Source organism: Paenibacillus sp. FSL R7-0333 (genome assembly GCF_038000365.1).
Lineage (GTDB): Bacteria > Bacillota > Bacilli > Paenibacillales > Paenibacillaceae > Paenibacillus_AQ > Paenibacillus_AQ silagei.
Genome location: NZ_JBBOBZ010000001.1, coordinates 7,664,824 through 7,681,522 on the forward strand (window position 1 = coordinate 7,664,824; position 16,699 = coordinate 7,681,522).

14 protein-coding genes and 1 tRNA gene are annotated in these 16,699 nt (G+C 54.8%); 4 read left to right on the forward strand and 11 right to left on the reverse strand.

The genetic code is table 11. From position 1 onward, the window contains the following. Positions 1 to 23: 23 nt before the first annotated feature. On the reverse strand, positions 24 to 1,817 hold the full coding sequence (locus tag MKY86_RS33125; protein WP_076077233.1) for a helix-turn-helix domain-containing protein: 1,794 nt from the start codon (positions 1,815 to 1,817) through the stop codon (positions 24 to 26). A gap of 255 nt (positions 1,818 to 2,072) precedes the next feature. Here MKY86_RS33125 and MKY86_RS33130 point away from each other — a divergent pair. After that, a tRNA-Leu gene (locus tag MKY86_RS33130) sits at positions 2,073 to 2,156 on the forward strand. A 285-nt stretch (positions 2,157 to 2,441) separates the two neighbouring features. Here the strand turns inward: MKY86_RS33130 and MKY86_RS33135 are convergent. Further along, complete coding sequence (locus MKY86_RS33135; RefSeq protein ID WP_076077235.1) at positions 2,442 to 3,728, reverse strand: Gfo/Idh/MocA family protein; 1,287 nt, start codon at positions 3,726 to 3,728, stop codon at positions 2,442 to 2,444. Between the two features lie 127 nt (positions 3,729 to 3,855). Between MKY86_RS33135 and MKY86_RS33140 the strand changes: the two genes are divergently transcribed. Both MKY86_RS33140 and MKY86_RS33145 read left to right on the forward strand, forming a co-directional pair. Further along, positions 3,856 to 4,671 (forward strand): AraC family transcriptional regulator, encoded by an 816-nt coding sequence (locus MKY86_RS33140; RefSeq protein WP_339252903.1) that lies wholly within the window; start codon positions 3,856 to 3,858, stop codon positions 4,669 to 4,671. A gap of 133 nt (positions 4,672 to 4,804) precedes the next feature. Next, entirely contained in the window at positions 4,805 to 5,527 is a 723-nt protein-coding gene (locus tag MKY86_RS33145) for a bZIP transcription factor (protein WP_340827742.1), read from the forward strand. A gap of 64 nt (positions 5,528 to 5,591) precedes the next feature. On the opposite strand, the gene MKY86_RS33150 is transcribed toward MKY86_RS33145, so the two are convergent. From MKY86_RS33150 to udk, 8 genes are all read right to left on the reverse strand, one after another. Beyond that, complete coding sequence (locus tag MKY86_RS33150; RefSeq protein ID WP_076077241.1) at positions 5,592 to 6,905, reverse strand: 6-phospho-beta-glucosidase; 1,314 nt, start codon at positions 6,903 to 6,905, stop codon at positions 5,592 to 5,594. Between the two features lie 6 nt (positions 6,906 to 6,911). Next, a complete protein-coding gene (locus MKY86_RS33155) occupies positions 6,912 to 7,907 on the reverse strand; it encodes an N-acetylglucosamine kinase (RefSeq protein ID WP_076077243.1) in 996 nt (331 codons plus the stop codon). Positions 7,908 to 7,919: 12 nt separating this feature from the next. After that, on the reverse strand, positions 7,920 to 8,912 hold the full coding sequence (locus tag MKY86_RS33160) for a LacI family DNA-binding transcriptional regulator (protein WP_076077246.1): 993 nt from the start codon (positions 8,910 to 8,912) through the stop codon (positions 7,920 to 7,922). A 100-nt stretch (positions 8,913 to 9,012) separates the two neighbouring features. Beyond that, positions 9,013 to 10,401 (reverse strand): extracellular solute-binding protein, encoded by a 1,389-nt coding sequence (locus MKY86_RS33165; protein ID WP_083684719.1) that lies wholly within the window; start codon positions 10,399 to 10,401, stop codon positions 9,013 to 9,015. Between the two features lie 55 nt (positions 10,402 to 10,456). Then, positions 10,457 to 11,335 (reverse strand): carbohydrate ABC transporter permease, encoded by an 879-nt coding sequence (locus tag MKY86_RS33170; RefSeq protein WP_036726374.1) that lies wholly within the window; start codon positions 11,333 to 11,335, stop codon positions 10,457 to 10,459. Next, the gene (locus tag MKY86_RS33175; protein ID WP_340827743.1) at positions 11,332 to 12,225 is read right to left on the reverse strand and encodes a carbohydrate ABC transporter permease; all 894 of its coding nucleotides are present in this window, start codon (positions 12,223 to 12,225) and stop codon (positions 11,332 to 11,334) included. The genes MKY86_RS33170 and MKY86_RS33175 overlap by 4 nt, the downstream gene beginning before the upstream one ends. Positions 12,226 to 12,535: 310 nt before the next feature. Further along, positions 12,536 to 12,775: a hypothetical protein gene (locus MKY86_RS33180; RefSeq protein ID WP_340827744.1), complete on the reverse strand. Its 240-nt coding sequence runs from the start codon at positions 12,773 to 12,775 to the stop codon at positions 12,536 to 12,538. A 321-nt stretch (positions 12,776 to 13,096) separates the two neighbouring features. After that, entirely contained in the window at positions 13,097 to 13,726 is a 630-nt protein-coding gene (udk, locus tag MKY86_RS33185; RefSeq protein WP_036726376.1) for a uridine kinase, read from the reverse strand. 195 nt (positions 13,727 to 13,921) lie between these two features. On the opposite strand from udk, the gene MKY86_RS33190 reads away from it, so the two are divergent. After that, positions 13,922 to 15,013, forward strand: coding sequence for a threonine aldolase family protein (locus MKY86_RS33190; protein ID WP_076077251.1), 1,092 nt, complete (start codon positions 13,922 to 13,924; stop codon positions 15,011 to 15,013). 135 nt (positions 15,014 to 15,148) lie between these two features. Here MKY86_RS33190 and MKY86_RS33195 read toward each other — a convergent pair whose 3' ends face one another. Next, positions 15,149 to 16,663: an oligosaccharide flippase family protein gene (locus MKY86_RS33195; RefSeq protein ID WP_076077254.1), complete on the reverse strand. Its 1,515-nt coding sequence runs from the start codon at positions 16,661 to 16,663 to the stop codon at positions 15,149 to 15,151. Between the last annotated feature and the right edge of the window lie 36 nt (positions 16,664 to 16,699).

Here is a 16,699-nt window from a genome sequence, read left to right on the forward strand (position 1 = left end):
GCATGTTATACAACAACGCTCCCTTAGGCGAGGCTCAGCACCGTTTGTGCAAGAGTATCTCCCTGATGCTCCAGCGAAGCAACCTTCGCCAGCAGCTCTGCCTGCTGCTCACGCTGCCGGGTCGTCCAGTTGGCTCTCGGGGCAGCGCCGGCTGTTCGGAGTATGGCCGGGTCGGACATCTCCTTATAGTATTTATCCAGCAGGGCAGCCATTTCCCCATAGATTGCCGACATCTCTTCCAAGGCAGCCTGTTTTTGCGGGTCATACACCAGCGGCAGAGAGTCACGTAAGTAGGCGGCGGCGCAGCGGCGGGCATCTGCCAGGGCCATCATGCAGAAGTGATTGACGGATAACCTGCGGCTGAAGGCTCCTTCGTCCGCTGCGGCGTACCAAGGGTGGTCCAGCAGTCCCTCTCTCCAGAGCTCCAGCGCCTTGAAGCCTGATGCATAAGAGCTGCTGTCGGACAGGGTCTCAGCCTGCATAGATTCCAGCTTAACGCGGAGTGATGCATATAGATTCTCAAGCGCAGACGGGGCTTCCATCTGATCGCCCAGCCTGATGATCCGGTAAGGCCATTGATCCACATGGAGATACCCGTGGCTTATCCTCATATGAGCCTGGAACTCAGGATCAGCTTCAAGCTCACTGAAGGTCTCATCGTCAAAATAACTGCGGCACAGCAGCACATCCCCCTCGGCCAGATATCCTGTAATGACTCCCCACTCCGGCGCTACCCTGAGGTTAATCGCAAGTGGCAGTCTGCCTTGGCGGATATCCTCCAGAATCGCCAGCTTCTCGGCTGTGCGCTGCTGCGGCTCTAACCGATTGGCCCGGTGAGCCCTTAGTCCATAAGCCTTGCAGGCGGGGATGGAGTAGTCATAGACGACAAGGGCATCCGCAGCGCTGTAGTCCCATACCGGTTCAAAAGCCACTCTCCAGCAGGCTCCCGAATAGCCCATCACCTGCTCATAGGTGGTCTCTATGCCTCTGGCTGAAAGAGAGAGGGCCATGGCTCCTGCCCAGGAGCAATCCTGACCCCGTCCGAAGCCCAGCCGCGGAATTTCTTCCATAATGCACTGATCCCGGGAGGAGCGGGTCTGATAGAGATGGCTGCGGTCCCGGCTGTAATGAATCTGTTCGCCTTCCGCGCAGCTTACCGCATGAATGCCTTCTGTATTCAGGTAGACCAGCAGCAGGTAGTCCTGCCCCCCACAGTCGATCAGACTGGGAAACAGCTCATGTGTGGCGGTGAACTGAGTCCAGCGGAAATGCTCGTAATGCTTCATTTTGGCCGCGACGCTGCGGTGTGCCTGTTCATTCCCATAATGCGCAGCCATAATCTGCAGCTCATTACTGCTTGAGACATATCCGCTCGATTGGATATCTATCGTAAGCAGCTGGTCTTTCAGCACAAAGGTCGAATACATGCCGTCAGGGGTCTCATAGGTAACAAGCAACAGCTTCAGGCGGCCGTCATTCCATGAGTGGGGAAAGAGGTGCTCCCCGGGGATTAGGCTTAATCGGTCTGAGGCTACGAACTGGTTCACAAGCTGGGTTACATCCAGCTCCTGCTGTCCATCTGTATAGATTGCAGAGAGCACCACAAGCTCCTGGGGCAGCAGGATGCTGTCAATCGAGTGGTTCAATGCGGCGGATAGCAGGGGAAGGGTGGCTGTCTCCGGCAGAGACTTGCCAGTCTCCCATTTGGATACCGCCTGTGCACTGACATGGAGCAGTTCCGCTAATTGTTCCTGGGACAAGCCTTTTATTTTGCGGAGGGTAGCAATCCGTTTGCCAACTTTGTCGCTTACGATCATACTCAGTACAACTCCTATAATGGATTCCGACGTCGTAAGTCTATTATAATCTCCGTTCTCGAAATAACCCATATACTGGAGTAGGGCACGCGGTATAACAAAATCAACCGTAAGTTGAGGCTAGCTATGACGCACCAGCTAGACCCCTTCTCAATGTGGCTGTGTCTCTCTTTAACCATGATTAATAAAAAAAGACTTGTTCTTTTGAAGAATTCATGATATATTACTTCTTGCGTTGCATTGAATGTTTTCTTTGCGGTCATGGCGGAATTGGCAGACGCGCTGGCTTCAGGTGCCAGTGGTAGCAATATCGTGGAGGTTCGAGTCCTCTTGACCGCATAATGGTTTTAACCGTGATGCAAGCGAAGGCCCTTCTTAAATGAAGGGTCTTTTTTTTGCTGCAAATAGAATATATGCTAAAAACCGAACACAATGTGCACGTGCTGAGGTGAACGGGCCAGATGTATTCGGAAAACCGAACACAATATGCTCTCGCCAAAGCGAGCGGGCCGGATGAGTGCGGAAAAACCGAACACAGCCCCCCTTCACCACGTACCCGTGATAAAAGGGGGGCTTTTGCATGATCGTGCAGGGTTCATCTCTACTGCGATACCACGCGCTATATTACCCCTGCCAGATGTCAGCAATCCGCACCGGCTGGCCGGTCTTCATGGAGCGGTTGGCGGCAATGCCGGTCATAATCGACATCGCGCCGTCCTTGTGCGAAGCTGCGCGGTTGAAGCGGTCCTCCTGCTTTTTGTCAAAAATATCGCTCAGCAGCACCGGATCACCGCCGCCATGTCCGCCGCTGCTGCTCTCGAACTCGACGCGGTAAGGCTCCTTGAAGTGTGGATAGATCATAATGCTGACGCCTTCCAGCGCGCCTTCGTTTTCTTTTTTGCCGCCGGAATTGACGTAAGACTGCTCGGTAATCCGCACCTCCATCCGGCCCTGTGTCCCGTTGAACACGATGATGAAGCCCTCCCACGGCATATATGCGTTAAGCGAATAGTTCATGACGGTCTTGTTCTTGTACTTGACCATGACATTCATGGTGTCCTCAATGCTTATATTGTCCCCGAATACACTCTGGTCGCGCTGGTACCCGTCCTCGTGTTCGGCATCCAGGTACATGCTCTTCAGGTGTTCGTTACGGTCCAGGTGAAGCGCGAACGGGTCGTTCTCGGCAGCCTTGCTGCCGTAGGCACGCTGATAGAACTCGGTGATGCCCCGTTTCTCGGCATTCTCTCTCCCGTAGAAGCGCAGATCGCCCATGGCGAAAACCGTGTCCGGCTGCGATCCCAGCCAGAAGTTCATCAGGTCGAAGTGATGCGTCGATTTATGCACCAGCAGGCCGCCGCTGTTCCGCTTGTCGCGGTGCCATCTGCGGAAATAGTCCGCTCCATGCTGGGTATTGAGCAGCCATTCGAAGTTCACGGACAGAATTTCGCCCAGCACGCCGTCCATAATGACCTCACGAATCTTCGTGTTATGCGGCGCATAGCGGTAGTTGAAGGTGACCCGCAGATTCTTGCCGGTGCGCTCAATCGCATCGAAGATCTCCCGGCATTTCTCCTCGTCAATCGTCATCGGCTTCTCGGAAATGACATCACACCCCAGCTCCATCGCGCGGATGATATACTTGTGATGCGTCCGGTCAATCGTAGTCACCAGCACGAAGTCGGGCCGGGTCTCGGTGATCATCCGGTCGAAGTCTTCTGCCTTGTACGTAGGAACCTCATGATAATCGTATTTGCCCGTAAGCATATGATTGGCGAAATTCATCCGCGTCTGATTGACATCGCAGAAGGCCACCAGCTCGGAGGTTTCGTTGTAAGCGGTAACAAGAGCGCCATAGAAAAATTCAGCCCGGCCGCCTGTGCCGACAAGTGCATATTTCTTTTTGGACAAGGGGATCACTCCATTTACTTGGATTTGATTCTATTTTATAGTATAGAAAATGCAGAAAGTAAACGGTATTTAGTCATTTTTGCTCAAAAGTGCGCTTATCTTATCCTTTCAGGAGGCTTGGTGCAGGGTGGAACCTATTTTTCAGATTGAGCAGCTGAGGCGCATCGGGCATTTCAATATGGACACCGACCATTTCCATGATTTCTACGAAATATATTATCTGCTATCCGGGGAGCGGCACTATTATATCCGTAACGGAAGGTACGCGCTGGAAGCCGGAGACCTCGTGTTTATTAACAAAAATCATCTGCACCGCACAACCGGCGGAAGCCATCTTCCGCATGAGCGGGTGCTGATCAGCTTTGACGATGCCTATCTGGAGCCCGTGGCACCCGGGGCAGACTGGATGAATGTGTTCGAAGGGGAGAGCTTCCTGCTGCGGCCTACGGCGCATGAACAGGGACTCATCACAGACCTGCTCCAGGCGATGCAGGAGGAACAGAAGGAGGGGCTGCGCTGGAGCACTGAATATACAAGGATGCTGCTGCTGCAACTGCTGATTACGCTGGAGCGGATAAGGAGGGCGAAGCCCGCCCTGGTCTCACCGGAGCAGAGCGAGGGGCAGCGCCGGGTATACGGTATCATCGAATACCTGGACAACCATTACAGCGAGCGGCTGAGCCTTGGGGGGATTGCCGAGCGGTTCTTCATCAGTGCTACATATCTGTGCCGGATTTTCAAGCAGACGACAGGCTTCACCATCATTGAGTACCTGAACTATGTCCGCATCCGTGAGGCGAAGGTACTGCTCACGCAGACGAAGTGGCCGGTCACCCGGGTGGCGGCGGAGACGGGATTTGAGAGCATTGCGCATTTCGGAAGGGTGTTCAAGGCAATTACAGGACGTTCACCCTTGCAGTACCGCAAGCAGCACCGGGGGTGACGATTACGGCTCGCATCGGCCATCCGCTATTTCATTCGACAATAGCTGTTGGGATGTTACATATCTTTCTATCTTTTGACACAGAGTCTGTCTTATAATAATGAAGGTTGAAATACAAATATTGGGGTGTCCTATGACAATGAAGTCAGGCGGTCTCTGGCTCGTTGCTGCTATGCTAGCGGTAACCGTAACCGGCTGTTCTTCGGGCAGTGCAGGCGCTGGCAGAGATCGCACGGAGAAGCTGAAGGCAGAGATTAGTGAGCTGAAGAAGGAGAACAAGTTTTTAAAGGAAGAGAATGAAGCGCTGAAGAGGGACCTTGTTGTGAGGCCTGTGACAGCGAAAGAGGAAGGCGGTACGGCCGAACTTCTAAGTACCGGGGACAGCCCGGCAGCCGCTGATTCCGGCGATGAACACAAGCGGATCGTAAAAGGCACGCCGCTCACGATCGATGGAACGGGTGAGTATACCATTACCAAGACCTCATTTGGAAAGAAGGTTAATCCATCGAATCCGGGGTCATATTACACCTACTATGAAGCCAAGGAACCGGGCACAACCTATCTGGCGATCACTTTGAAGGTGAAAAATCTCGCAGGTCAAGCCATCAATGCGGGTGGAGTAGCGGAGGTGGAGGTTACATACGATAACAAATATGAATATAGTACCTTCGCGACGATGGAGAAGAACGGCGGTGAAGATTTCACCTATACCAATATCTCGACGATTGGACCGCTGAAGTATGGAACTCTGGTGTTCATGGCCGAGGTTCCTGATGAAGTGAAGTCGAGTGGCAAGACGCTATATGCGGATTTCGAGATTGAGGGCGAAACCTACCGTTATACCATAAAGAAATAAGAGAAGAGCCTGTACGGCCGCAGTGTGAACTGTGGTTAGCAGGCTCTTTATTGATGTTAAGGGATTAGTCCTGAGCGAAAAAGGCCGGCAGATACTCCCTGTTCGCTTCCAGCATCTCATCCAGCATGACGATCGCTACTTCCACGGAAGGGACGAGCGGGTGATGGGCCAGCGCCTGGATCGCCAGGCTGCGGTCACCGGTGACGGCGGCGTCGATGGCTAGCTGCTCATAGGTCTTCACAGCATGAATCAGTCCCTTGGCCATCGGCGGAATCTTCGTCAGCGGCAGCGGGAGGGGGCCGGTCTTCGTAACGACACAGTTCACCTCGATGCTGGCATCGTCCGGCAGGAAGTCCAGGATGCCCCGGTTCGCCACATTCAGCGTCTGAATGTCATTGGTCCCGTTGTAGAGCGAGCGCATCAGGTTCACAGCCGCTTCGGAATAAAAGGCTCCGCCGCGCTGCTCCAGCTGCTTCGGCTTCTCATCCAGCGCAAGGTCGCTGTAGATGGCGAACAGCTCCTCCTCCACACGCTTGACGACTTCGGCGCGGTTCCCGCCTTGCGCGGCGGCTTCCTGCTGCTCCGCGAGCATCGCATCGGTCATGTAGAAGTACTTCAGATAATACGAAGGCAAGGCATTCAGTGATTGCAGGAACTCGGGGTTCCATTCGCGGGCCGGAACATTCTTTGCACTGTAGCCTGCGGTATCCTCCAGCATCTCCTGCAGCTTGTCTTCCCCCTCCACATCAATCCGGGTAATCCAGTGCAGGTGGTTCAGGCCGACGAACTCGGCATAGATCCGGTCCGGGGCTGCGTCGTATTTGGCCGATACCTGCTTGATCAGGCCGATCGGGGCATTACAGAGACCGATGCTCTTCACCTTGGAGTACCGCAGGACCGCCTCGGTGACCATACCTGCGGGATTGGTGAAGTTGAGCAGCCAGGCGTCCGGTGCCAGCTCCTCGATATCCCGGCAGATGCCGAGAATGACCGGGATGGTGCGCAGCGCCTTCAGCATGCCGCCGGGACCGGTCGTCTCTTGGCCGATCACGCCGTATTTCAGCGGGATCGCCTCGTCACGGGCACGGGCATCCAGCATACCGACACGGATCTGCGTGCTGACGAAGTCCGCACCGGCAATGGCCTCGCGGCGGTCGGTGGTGAGATGGACCTCGATCGGCAGGCCGGACTTCTCCACCATACGCTTCGCCAGAGCGCCCACGATGTTCAGCTTGTGCAGGCCAGCCTCAATATCTACGAGCCACAGCTCCCGGACCGGAAGCTCCTTATGATGCAGGATGAAGCCTTCTACCAGTTCGGGGGTATAGGAAGAGCCTCCGCCGATGACGGCAATCTTAAGACCTTGGTTCGCTGTCACAATAAATCACTCCTGTCTGGTGGTAGTGGGAATAAGCTCGAACTCCCTGTAAGCACGCATCGTCTCATACATACCCTGGCTGACGGTGATTCCGTCACTCTCCAGCGCCGACCAGAGAGCGCCGACCACAGGCTCGGTGGAGAGGGTGACCACTGCCCCGCCTGGTGCCGCTTCATGCACAGCCTGCTCAATCGGCCCGCGAATCCAGCCCCGGTCGCCTCGGGTCAGCACGCTTCCGGCCAGGACCACATCAAATTCATCGTTCTCCATACCGAGCCGATGAATGACGGCCGCCGCAGCCTTGCCCAGTTCCACGCCTTGGCGGTTTAGGATCGCCAGAGCGGCAGCATCGCCCTCAGCCGCAGCCGGGAAAAGCAGGCGGGCCGCATCCAGCGGCACCTGCTTCCCGTGATCCAGGAAGTCATCGTACATGTCTTCCACCCGCTCATAGCCGAGCAGCTTCAGGAGCGGCACCGTCAGCAGCGTGGGCGCTTCGCGACCGTCCCAGGCCCGGATGACTGTGCGGAACACCTCGATATTCAGCGCACCGCCGCCGCCGAAATCGCCGTACATATAATCGAACCCGCCGCACTGGAAGTGGCGGCCCTGCGGATTACGGCCCGCCGCATTGGTGCCGGTGCCGCAGATCAGGGCCACCCCGTAGGGGCGGTCCGTCCCCGCCCGCAGGCCGATCATCGTATCGCCGCTGATCGTGTACTGTGTGAATCCGATGCGGCGGATCATCGGATGAAGAATATTATAGTCCGTCTGGCGGTCAGCACCGGCAAGCCCCAGATAGGCTTGCCGAAGCTGATCCAGCCGGAGCCCGGCTTCCGCCAGCGCCATGGAAGCCGCTTCGCGGATGTTATTCTCCGCCTGCGTCACGCTGGTCTGGTGATTGCCGTTGCCGCTCCGGCCTTTGCCGAGGATGCGGCCTTGTTCATCGCATATGAGGGCGTAGGTTTTGCTGCCTCCCCCATCGATCCCCAAGTAGTAAGCCAATGTTTGTACCTCCTAAAGTGTAATCTTCGTCGATTCCCGCACGATCAGCTCCGGATCGATCCGGATAGCGGAGCCGCGCTTCATCTCCCCGCTGATCCGGCGCAGCAGCATGTCGGCGGCGGCGACGCCAATCTTATCCGCCGGCTGGCGTACAGTGGTCAGATGCGGGTGGAGCCGGGAGGCGATATAGTGGTCGTCGTAGCCGACTACAGCAACCTCCTCCGGCACCTTTACGCCTGCCTCCATCAGGGCATTGATCACCCCGAGGGCGATATTGTCATCTCCGGCGAATACCGCCCCCGGCAGCTTACCCTCTGCGAGCCAGCGCTGCGCCGTGTCGTAGCCCATGGTGATCTCAAATTCACCGTGTACGATCTCGAACGGGGCGAGGCCCTGCTCCTGCAGCGCTTGCAGGAAGCCCGCGCGCCGCTCCCGTGTACTGCGGAACATCTCCTGCCCGCAGAGATGGGCGATGGAGGTATACCCCAGCTCCAGCAGGTGGCTGGCTGCGGCATACCCGCCTTTGAAGTTGTCGATGGTGATCGAGTAGCTGTCATTCTCCGGCAGCTGGTTGTCGATCAGCACATAGGGAATGCCCCGCCGCTTCAGCTCGACAATATAATTGTCCTCTTTGATCGGGGAGAGCAGGATAAGTCCGTCCACCCGGTCTTCCTGGATCAGGTAGTGGCTCTCGCCAGAGCCAATGCCATCATATACGGAGATCGCCAGATAATATCCGTGCAGGGCCAGCGTCTCATTCAGCTCCTTGACCACAGCATCGAAGAAGGAATCCTGCAGGGTCGTTACGATCAGGCCGATGATGCCGGTCTTGCCGCTGGCCAGACTGCGGGCTGCTGCATTCGGGCGGTAATCCAGCTCCTTGATCGCGTCGAGCACCTTCTGGCGGTTGTTCTCCCGTACTGACGTTGCTCCGTTTAATACCCGCGATACGGTGACCACGGACAGCCCTGATTTTTTGGCTACATCAAAAATACTTACTTTCATCTCAAGCGCTCCTTGCGGCAGATTGTCCGGTGCTTTTATTCTATCTTCAGTATACAGGCCGCACCGGGGTTTCGCTAAACATATAACCATCGCCGGGCCGCTACCTCTTGATGATCTCCGTAACCTTCTTCTGAATCACCGGCATCACCTCTTCCAGGGTCTTGTGACCCGTCTCGACCGGCTGCAGCTCATTGATGAACATGTCGTTGATCTGCGAGTAGTTGGTGATCAGATGGTTGTAGGATTCATAACCGTATTTGACTGCGCCTTCGTAGACCTTCTTCACATCCTCCGGATCAATGCCGTCAAAATGCTTGTAATACACCTCAGCCGCTTCCGTATTGACTGGTGGATTGCCGCCGCTCAGCTCGATGGACTTCTCCTGGATTTCAGTGGTCATCAGGTATTTGATCCATTCAAAAGCCTCCTTCGGATGCTTCGAGTCCTTCAGAATCAGCAGCGGATCAACGAACAGCGTGCTGCGCACCTTGTCGTTGCCTCCCCATGGCACAGCAGCTACGCCAATTTTGAACGGGAAGTCGTTAGCCCCGGCGAGGTTCCAGGAGCCGCCGATCGACATGCCAATCTTGCCTGCGACGAACGGGTCGCCGTTCTGTCCGGCTACGCTTTTACTCCACTCGGAAGTCGGGGACACCTTCTCCTTAAACACAAGGTCGAACAGCTTCTGGTAAGCGGCAATGACCTCGGGTGAATCGAAATGCGTCTCGGAAGGAACACCGCCGTTGGTCCAGGTATCTTCAGAGTAAGGCTCTGCTCCGAAGTACAGCGGCCGCATATCCCGCTCCGCCCAGGTGAAGTCTACACCGTACTGTGTTTTGGCGATATCGTCCGAGACAAGTGTCATCTTCTTGGCATCCTCCACCATGCGGTCAAACGTCCAGCTCTTATCTTCATAATCACTTGGCGGGTAGGAGACGCCCGCAGCATTGAACATATCCTTGTTGTAGAGCATCAGGGTGACGTACATATTGACCGGTATGCCGTAGGTATGACCGTTTACGGTATAGATTTTCATCAGATTCTCTGGGATATGATAATCCTCGGCTTTGAAGCCGTCTTCCTGAATAAGGTCCGTCAGATCAAGCAGCATGTCTTTGTTATAATACTCGGCAAACCCGCCATATCCGTAATGGCTCGTCACATCCGGGGAATTGCCGCCGGCAATCAGTGTCTGCAGCTTGCTGTCGAACTGCTCATAGGGGGCCTTCTCCACCTTGACCTTGATGTTCGGATGCTCCTTCTCGAATTCCGGGATCAGCTTCTCGATAAAAGTCCGGTCCTCGGAATCAATGGTATAGTGGGATATCGTCACTTGCTCCCCCGAACCGCCGGTATTCCCGGCTCCGCTGTCTCCAGCCGCCACATTGCCTGCCGATTTGCCGCCGCCGCAGCCCGCCAGGACTGCCGCCCCTGTCAGGGCTGTTGCCAGCAGCAACGCATACCTCTTACTCTTCATGTTACGTTTCATTGTCCAATCCCTCCTGAATTTTCCATGTGTTGTAACCCGGGATATCTTTGCTGCCTTACTTGATACCGGTCAGTACGATGCCTTCGACGAACTGCTTCTGGGCGATGGCAAACAGGGTGACGATTGGAACCATAGCCAGGACGGAGGCGACCATCAGCAGATGCCACGGCGGAATGCGGAAGCGCGATGAGGTGAGGGAGGCCATCCCCACGGGAAGCGTGAATTTGTCCGACGAGCTGAGATAGAGCACAGGGGTCAAGAGATCATTCCAGCTGTAGATAAAAGCAAAGATCGCAACCGTCGCCAGCGCCGGCGCAGACAGCGGCAGCGCGATGGTCCGCCACATCCTCAGCTCGCCGCAGCCGTCAATGCGTCCGGCATCGAACAATTCCTCAGGCAGCGTGGAGAAGAATTGCCGCAGCAGGAAGATGTTATACGCCGAGCCGAAGAAGGCAGGCACAATCAGCGGGAGGAAGGTGTCGATCCACTGCATTTTGGAGAACAATACGAACTGCGGAATCATAATGGCCGGATAAGGCAGCATCATCGTGCTCAGCAGCAGGATGAACCAGAAGTTGTTGCCGCGCCCCCGGTACCTGGCGAACCCGTAAGCAACCAGCGCCGAAGAGAGCAGGGTGCCGAATACGGAGAAGCCGGCGATAATCAGGCTGTTCTTGTACAATGTGCCGAACTGGAGAGTCTCAAAAATATCGACATAATTGCGTAAGGCCCAGCTCTCCGGCAGAAACGTCGGCGGGAACTTCAGCATCTCCCGTTTCGACTTCAGCGAGGTGGAGACCATGAAGAACAACGGCAGCAGCATGAGAAACGTTGTGACTAGGAGCGCGGTGAAGCTGGCAATCTTAACGGGCTTGATTCTCCGGCGGAGCCGGGGGGACGGGTCAAGCGGGCGGGTGGCCTTAACAGTGCTCATCGGCTGCTGCCTCCTTCATAATGGACATAACGGCGAGACAGCCTCATAATGACCGCCGTGAACAGCATGACGACAATCAGCAGGACCCAGGCAAGCGCGGAGGAGTATCCGGCGCGGTATTCCTTGAAGGCACTGGTATACAGATTGTAGACGTAGAACCAGGTAGAGTAATTGGGTCCGCCCTGCGTCATGACGAAGGCTTGCGTGAACACCTGGAAGGAGTCGATCAGCCCCATAATCAGTTGGAACAGCAGGACAGGCGAGATCATCGGCAGCGTAATATTCAGGAAAATGCGGAAGCGTCCTGCCCCATCCAGATTGGCAGCTTCGATCAGGCTGGCTGGGACTCCTTGCAGACCAGCGAGGAAGAGGATCATGCCAGAGCCCGCTGTCCAAAGGGACATGATAATTAGGGCATACAGCGCTGTATCGGGATTCATCAGCCAGGCCGGGCCGTGAATGCCGAACCAGGAGAGCATATAATTGAAGAGGCCGATCTGCGGATTGAAGATCCAGTACCAGAGGAGCGACATGGCCACACCGGAGACCATACTCGGGAAATACATCGCTGTGCGGAAGAAGCCGCGCCAGGGGATGGTCTGATGCAGCAGCAGGGCGAACCCCAGGCCCAGCAGCAATTGTACCGGCACGCTGATGAAGGTATATCTTAGGGTGACCTTCACGGAACGCCAGAACAGTTCATTGTGGAACATCTCCGTGTAGTTGGCGAGGCCGATGAATCTGGGCGGATGAATGATGTCATAGTCGGTGAAGCTGTAATACAGCGATGACAGGATCGGGTACAGGGCGAAGATCAGGAAGCCGACCAGCCACGGGGAAATGAACAGATACATGTAGAACGTCTGCCGCCGGCTCTCACTCTTAATCACGGACACACCAGCCTTTCATTGTCAAAAGTATAAGCGCTTTAATTTTAAGGGTAAATAAAAATTTAGTTTGCCAATTTTATTATAGTGGACAAATTATAAGTTAAATCGCTTTAACTTTAATGCCGTCCGTTGACCTAATCATAGTGGATGATCACCAAATAATCAACCCTTTATTTCGGTAATAAAGCGTTACCAGTCAATAAATATAACAAATGAATGGATGATAATGCTGAAAACGGTGAAAATTCCGGTGTGAACAGGGATTTTATGTAAGGAAACCTGACTTATGAGGCGTGATTTCATGAAAAGCTCACCTGCGGGCGATAGATTTGCATACAAAGTGCCTGTCAGTCAACGCGCTGTCCAATGTAATCGGTTTTTCGCATACAATGGGCTCGGTAGCCCTCGCGGAGCCCCATGTAATCGGTTTTCCGATTACAATCAGCCCGTCAGCCCGCGCGCCGCCCGATGTAATCGGTTTTCCGATTACAATCGCCCCGTTAGCCCGCACGCCGCCCATAGTAATCGGTTTTCCGCCTACAATCAGCACGGTAGCCCGCGCGCCGCCCAATGTAATCGGTTTTCGATTACAATCGCCCCGTTAGCCCGCGCGCCGCCCGATGTAATCGGTTTTCCGATTACAATCAGCCCGGTAGCTCTCGCGCCGCCCAATGTAATCGGTTTTCCGATTACAATCAGCCTGGCAGCCCTCGAGCTGCCCGATGTAATCGGTTTTCCGATTACAATCGTCCCGGTAGCCCTCGCGCCGCCCGATGTAATCGTTTTTCCGCCTACATTATACTTTCCGTAGCAGCAAAAAACCGTCCGGCATGCCGGACGGCTACTGCACCCATATCAGCCGGTGCGCGGCTTAGTTCCATTGGTGATCGCCGGACAGATACTTCTCGGTCAGTACGGACAGCAGCTCGATTCCGACTTGATTCTGTCCGCCTTCCGGGATGATCAGATCCGCGTATTTCTTGGAGGGCTCAATGAAGGCCTCGTGCATCGGCTTCACCGTAGTCAGGTATTGCGTATGGATCGAACGGATCGTCCGCCCGCGTTCCTCGATATCCCGCAGCACCCGGCGCAGGATACGCACATCGGGATCGGTGTCCACGAACACCTTGATGTTGAGCTGCTCGCGCAGCTTCTCGTCGGACAGCACATGCAGTCCTTCCAGAATGACGATATTATTCGGGGCAAGCTCTACAGTCTTCTCGGTTGAACGGGCATGAACCGTGAAGTCATACACGGGAGCGAAGGCGGCTTGTCCCGCTTTGAGACAATCCAGATGCTCGATCAGCAGTTCCGTGTCAAAGGCCAGCGGGTGGTCATAGTTAATGGCACCGCGTTCAGCCATGCTGAGGTAAGAATGGTCTTTATAGTAGTTATCCTGGGATATGAATGTTACTTTGTCAGAGCCAAGACGGTCAATCACGGAGCGCGCTACCGTTGTCTTGCCGGAGCCGGTCCCGCCGGCGATACCAATAATAAGCATGGTGAATTTATAAACCTCCCTAAGCAATTGCCTTTGCAATTCCAATATTGTAGCACAGCGGTCAACTTATTTCACCTTGCTGGAGAGGAATATCATGTGAACATTCTAATAATTCGGTTATTTTGTAGAGGAATGATATAATTTCAAGGATTCATGCAGATCGGGTGCTACGAAGAAGGGGGCTGGGATAATAAAATGAACGAGGAGAATGCTTTAATGGAGGCGTTCGGCAGGACGCAGGTGCAGCTTGCTGGCCATGGCGGACGGGACGCAGCTGTACTCAAGAAGGCGCTGGATAGTGTAGAGGACGGCCTCGCTGCGGACATGTACGGAACAGGGACGGTGATTGAGGAGTTCCAGGCAGAGATGGCGGAGACGCTGGGCAAAGAATGCAGCGTGTTCTTCCCCAGCGGCACGATGGCCCAGCAGATTGCCCTGCGTATCTGGAGTGACCGGGAGGGCAGCCCAAAGGTCGCTTATCATCCGCTATGCCACCTGGAGATTCATGAGCAGGACGGCCTGAAGGAGCTGCATCATCTGGAGCCGCTGCTGCTGGGCAGTGCCGACCGTCTGATTACCCTGGAGGATGTGAAGGGGATGGGACCGGGGGTTGCCTGTCTGCTGCTGGAGCTGCCGCAGCGGGAGATCGGCGGACAGCTGCCGGAATATGCCGAACTGGAAGCGATATCGGGGTATTGCCGGGAGCAGGGAATCAGGCTCCATCTGGACGGTGCAAGGCTGTTCGAAGTGCTGCCTTACTATGGGAAGACCGCAGCGGAAGTCAGTGCGCTATTCGATAGCGTGTATGTCTCCCTGTACAAAGGCATCGGCGGGATTGCCGGAGCGATCTTAGCCGGCAGCCGGGAGTTCACGGAGACCTCGAAGATCTGGAAGCGCCGCCACGGGGGAGACCTGATCAGTCTCTATCCCTATATTGTCCCGGCCCGGTATTATTACCGGCAGAGAATCGGCAGGATGTCAGAATACTATGAGCAGGCCAAGGAGCTGGCAGCCTTATTCAACAGCTGCCATAAGGTATCCACGCTGCCGGAGGTTCCGGTCTCGAATATGTTCCACATTCATTTCGCGCTGCCTCTGGAGCAGCTTGCCCCTGTATTGATTGGGATCTATAACGAGACCGGCATTGGCCTGACGCCACGGCTCAAGCCAACCGGCGGGAACTCCTGCTACTACGAGCTGAACATCGGCGATGTCTACGGCGGACTCTCCAAGCCTGCTCTGAGGGAAGCGTTCCGGCTGCTGGATGAGCGGCTGAAGCAGCTCTGATCAGCAAGCTTGCCAAAAACCAAGAGAAGAAGCCTCTGCGGATCTTGTCCGCAAAGGCTTCTTTGTTTATGCCCCCCCACGGAGCAGGCAGCACCTAAGCGCGGCCTGCCAATCAGCCCCGCCTCACGTAGAGTCCTAGGCCTGACTCCGCAGAGCTATTTTTCTAACCGGTCCGGCCACCATCTGCTTCTCAGCCCCGTTCAGTCCGAACAGCCACATGGTAAGCACATAGATGAGGGAGTACAGGATGACATACATGCCCAGATACACGTAAGAAGTGATGCTCACGAAGCTAAGCAGGAACCCGCACACACCGGACAGCAGCACCACCGGAATGAAGACGCGGATGATCTGCAGCCAGAAGTGAAGAATATCAAACTTCAATTTATATTTGTAGTACACATTATTCAGGCATACATTGATGATCATCCCGATGGCCGTAGCAATGGCGCAGCCTGTAATCCCCCAGATCCGGATGAACCAGAAGGTTAAGGCCACCTTCAGAATTGCAACTGAGAAGTAGATAAAGGCCTTCACCCTGTGCATATTCATCGCTTCCAGCATGGTGGCGAACAGCGATTGCACAATCGACGTGATCTGGGGAATGATGATGATCAGCGCAACCGTGTACGCATATTTGTAATCCTGGCCGAGCCAGATCAGAATGAAGCTCTGTCCGAATAACACGAAGCCCGAGACGATGTAGCCTACGATCAGCGCCTGGATTCTGCCTATTTTGACCAGCTCCAGCATTAGGGCCGCCTGATCTGCCCCCTTGACGATCATCTTGGTGAGCTTCGGCAGATAGAAGCTGGCCAGCACATTGGAGAAGTTGAGAATATACGTGTTGAGTTGGGCGGCGATGGCGAAAATGGCTATGGGCGTAGCCCCGAGGAACATCCCGATGATCAGCGGATCAGCATTCGTATAGATCTGGAAGGCAATCGAGGATAATAAGATATACGACGAATAGCTGAAGATTTCCTTGAACAGCTTGGTGTCGAAGCCGTGGAACCGGACCCTCAGATTCAGCTTGGTGCGGCAAAAGACTACGTTGATCACGCCGATTGCCAGGTTCAGTACAAGCGCAACGGTGACCATTCCTGTCGATCTGAAGTCGAACAGCAGGACCAGCACCATCATGGCCGGAGACAGGACCACGCGGATCAGATTGATGATTTTGAGATAGACGAACCGCTCATAGGCCGTAATGATCGAGCTGAAGATATTCAGCGGGAACGAGACAGCCACGTTGATGGCGGCAATGATGAAGATGGTCTTCAGAATGCCCAGCTCAGCTTCATCAAGGCTGCTGAAGATCGCATCGAAATTAAACACCAGAATCACACTGGCAAGTAAGGAGAGGAGTCCGATGGCTGAGAACAGCAGCAAGAACATTCCGTTAATATTGCGCTGGCCTGCGGAGTCATTCTCGGAGATGTATTTCGCATTGAAGCGGATGACCGCGCTGCCGAAGCCCAGATCCAGCAGGACGATATAGGCGATGATGGAGTTCACCAGCGCGAATAATCCATATTCGGATTTCCCCAGGGTCGACACAATGAACGGCGTCGAGCCCAGGGAGATAATAACGCCTAGGAATACCGAAGCATAGGTTATGATTGCAGCAAGTTTTATATTTGTTTTCAAGGGTGGGATCGCTTCCTCGCTACAGAGAGTGTCTTG

Coding starts and splice junctions, on each gene's coding strand:
- MKY86_RS33125 (WP_076077233.1), bottom strand. CDS start 1,817: ATGATCGTAAGCGACAAAGTTGGCAAACGGATTGCTACCCTCCGCAAA.
- MKY86_RS33145 (WP_340827742.1), top strand. CDS start 4,805: ATGACAATGAAGTCAGGCGGTCTCTGGCTCGTTGCTGCTATGCTAGCG.
- MKY86_RS33160 (WP_076077246.1), bottom strand. CDS start 8,912: ATGAAAGTAAGTATTTTTGATGTAGCCAAAAAATCAGGGCTGTCCGTG.
- MKY86_RS33165 (WP_083684719.1), bottom strand. CDS start 10,401: ATGAAACGTAACATGAAGAGTAAGAGGTATGCGTTGCTGCTGGCAACA.
- MKY86_RS33170 (WP_036726374.1), bottom strand. CDS start 11,335: ATGAGCACTGTTAAGGCCACCCGCCCGCTTGACCCGTCCCCCCGGCTC.
- udk (WP_036726376.1), bottom strand. CDS start 13,726: ATGCTTATTATTGGTATCGCCGGCGGGACCGGCTCCGGCAAGACAACG.
- MKY86_RS33190 (WP_076077251.1), top strand. CDS start 13,922: ATGAACGAGGAGAATGCTTTAATGGAGGCGTTCGGCAGGACGCAGGTG.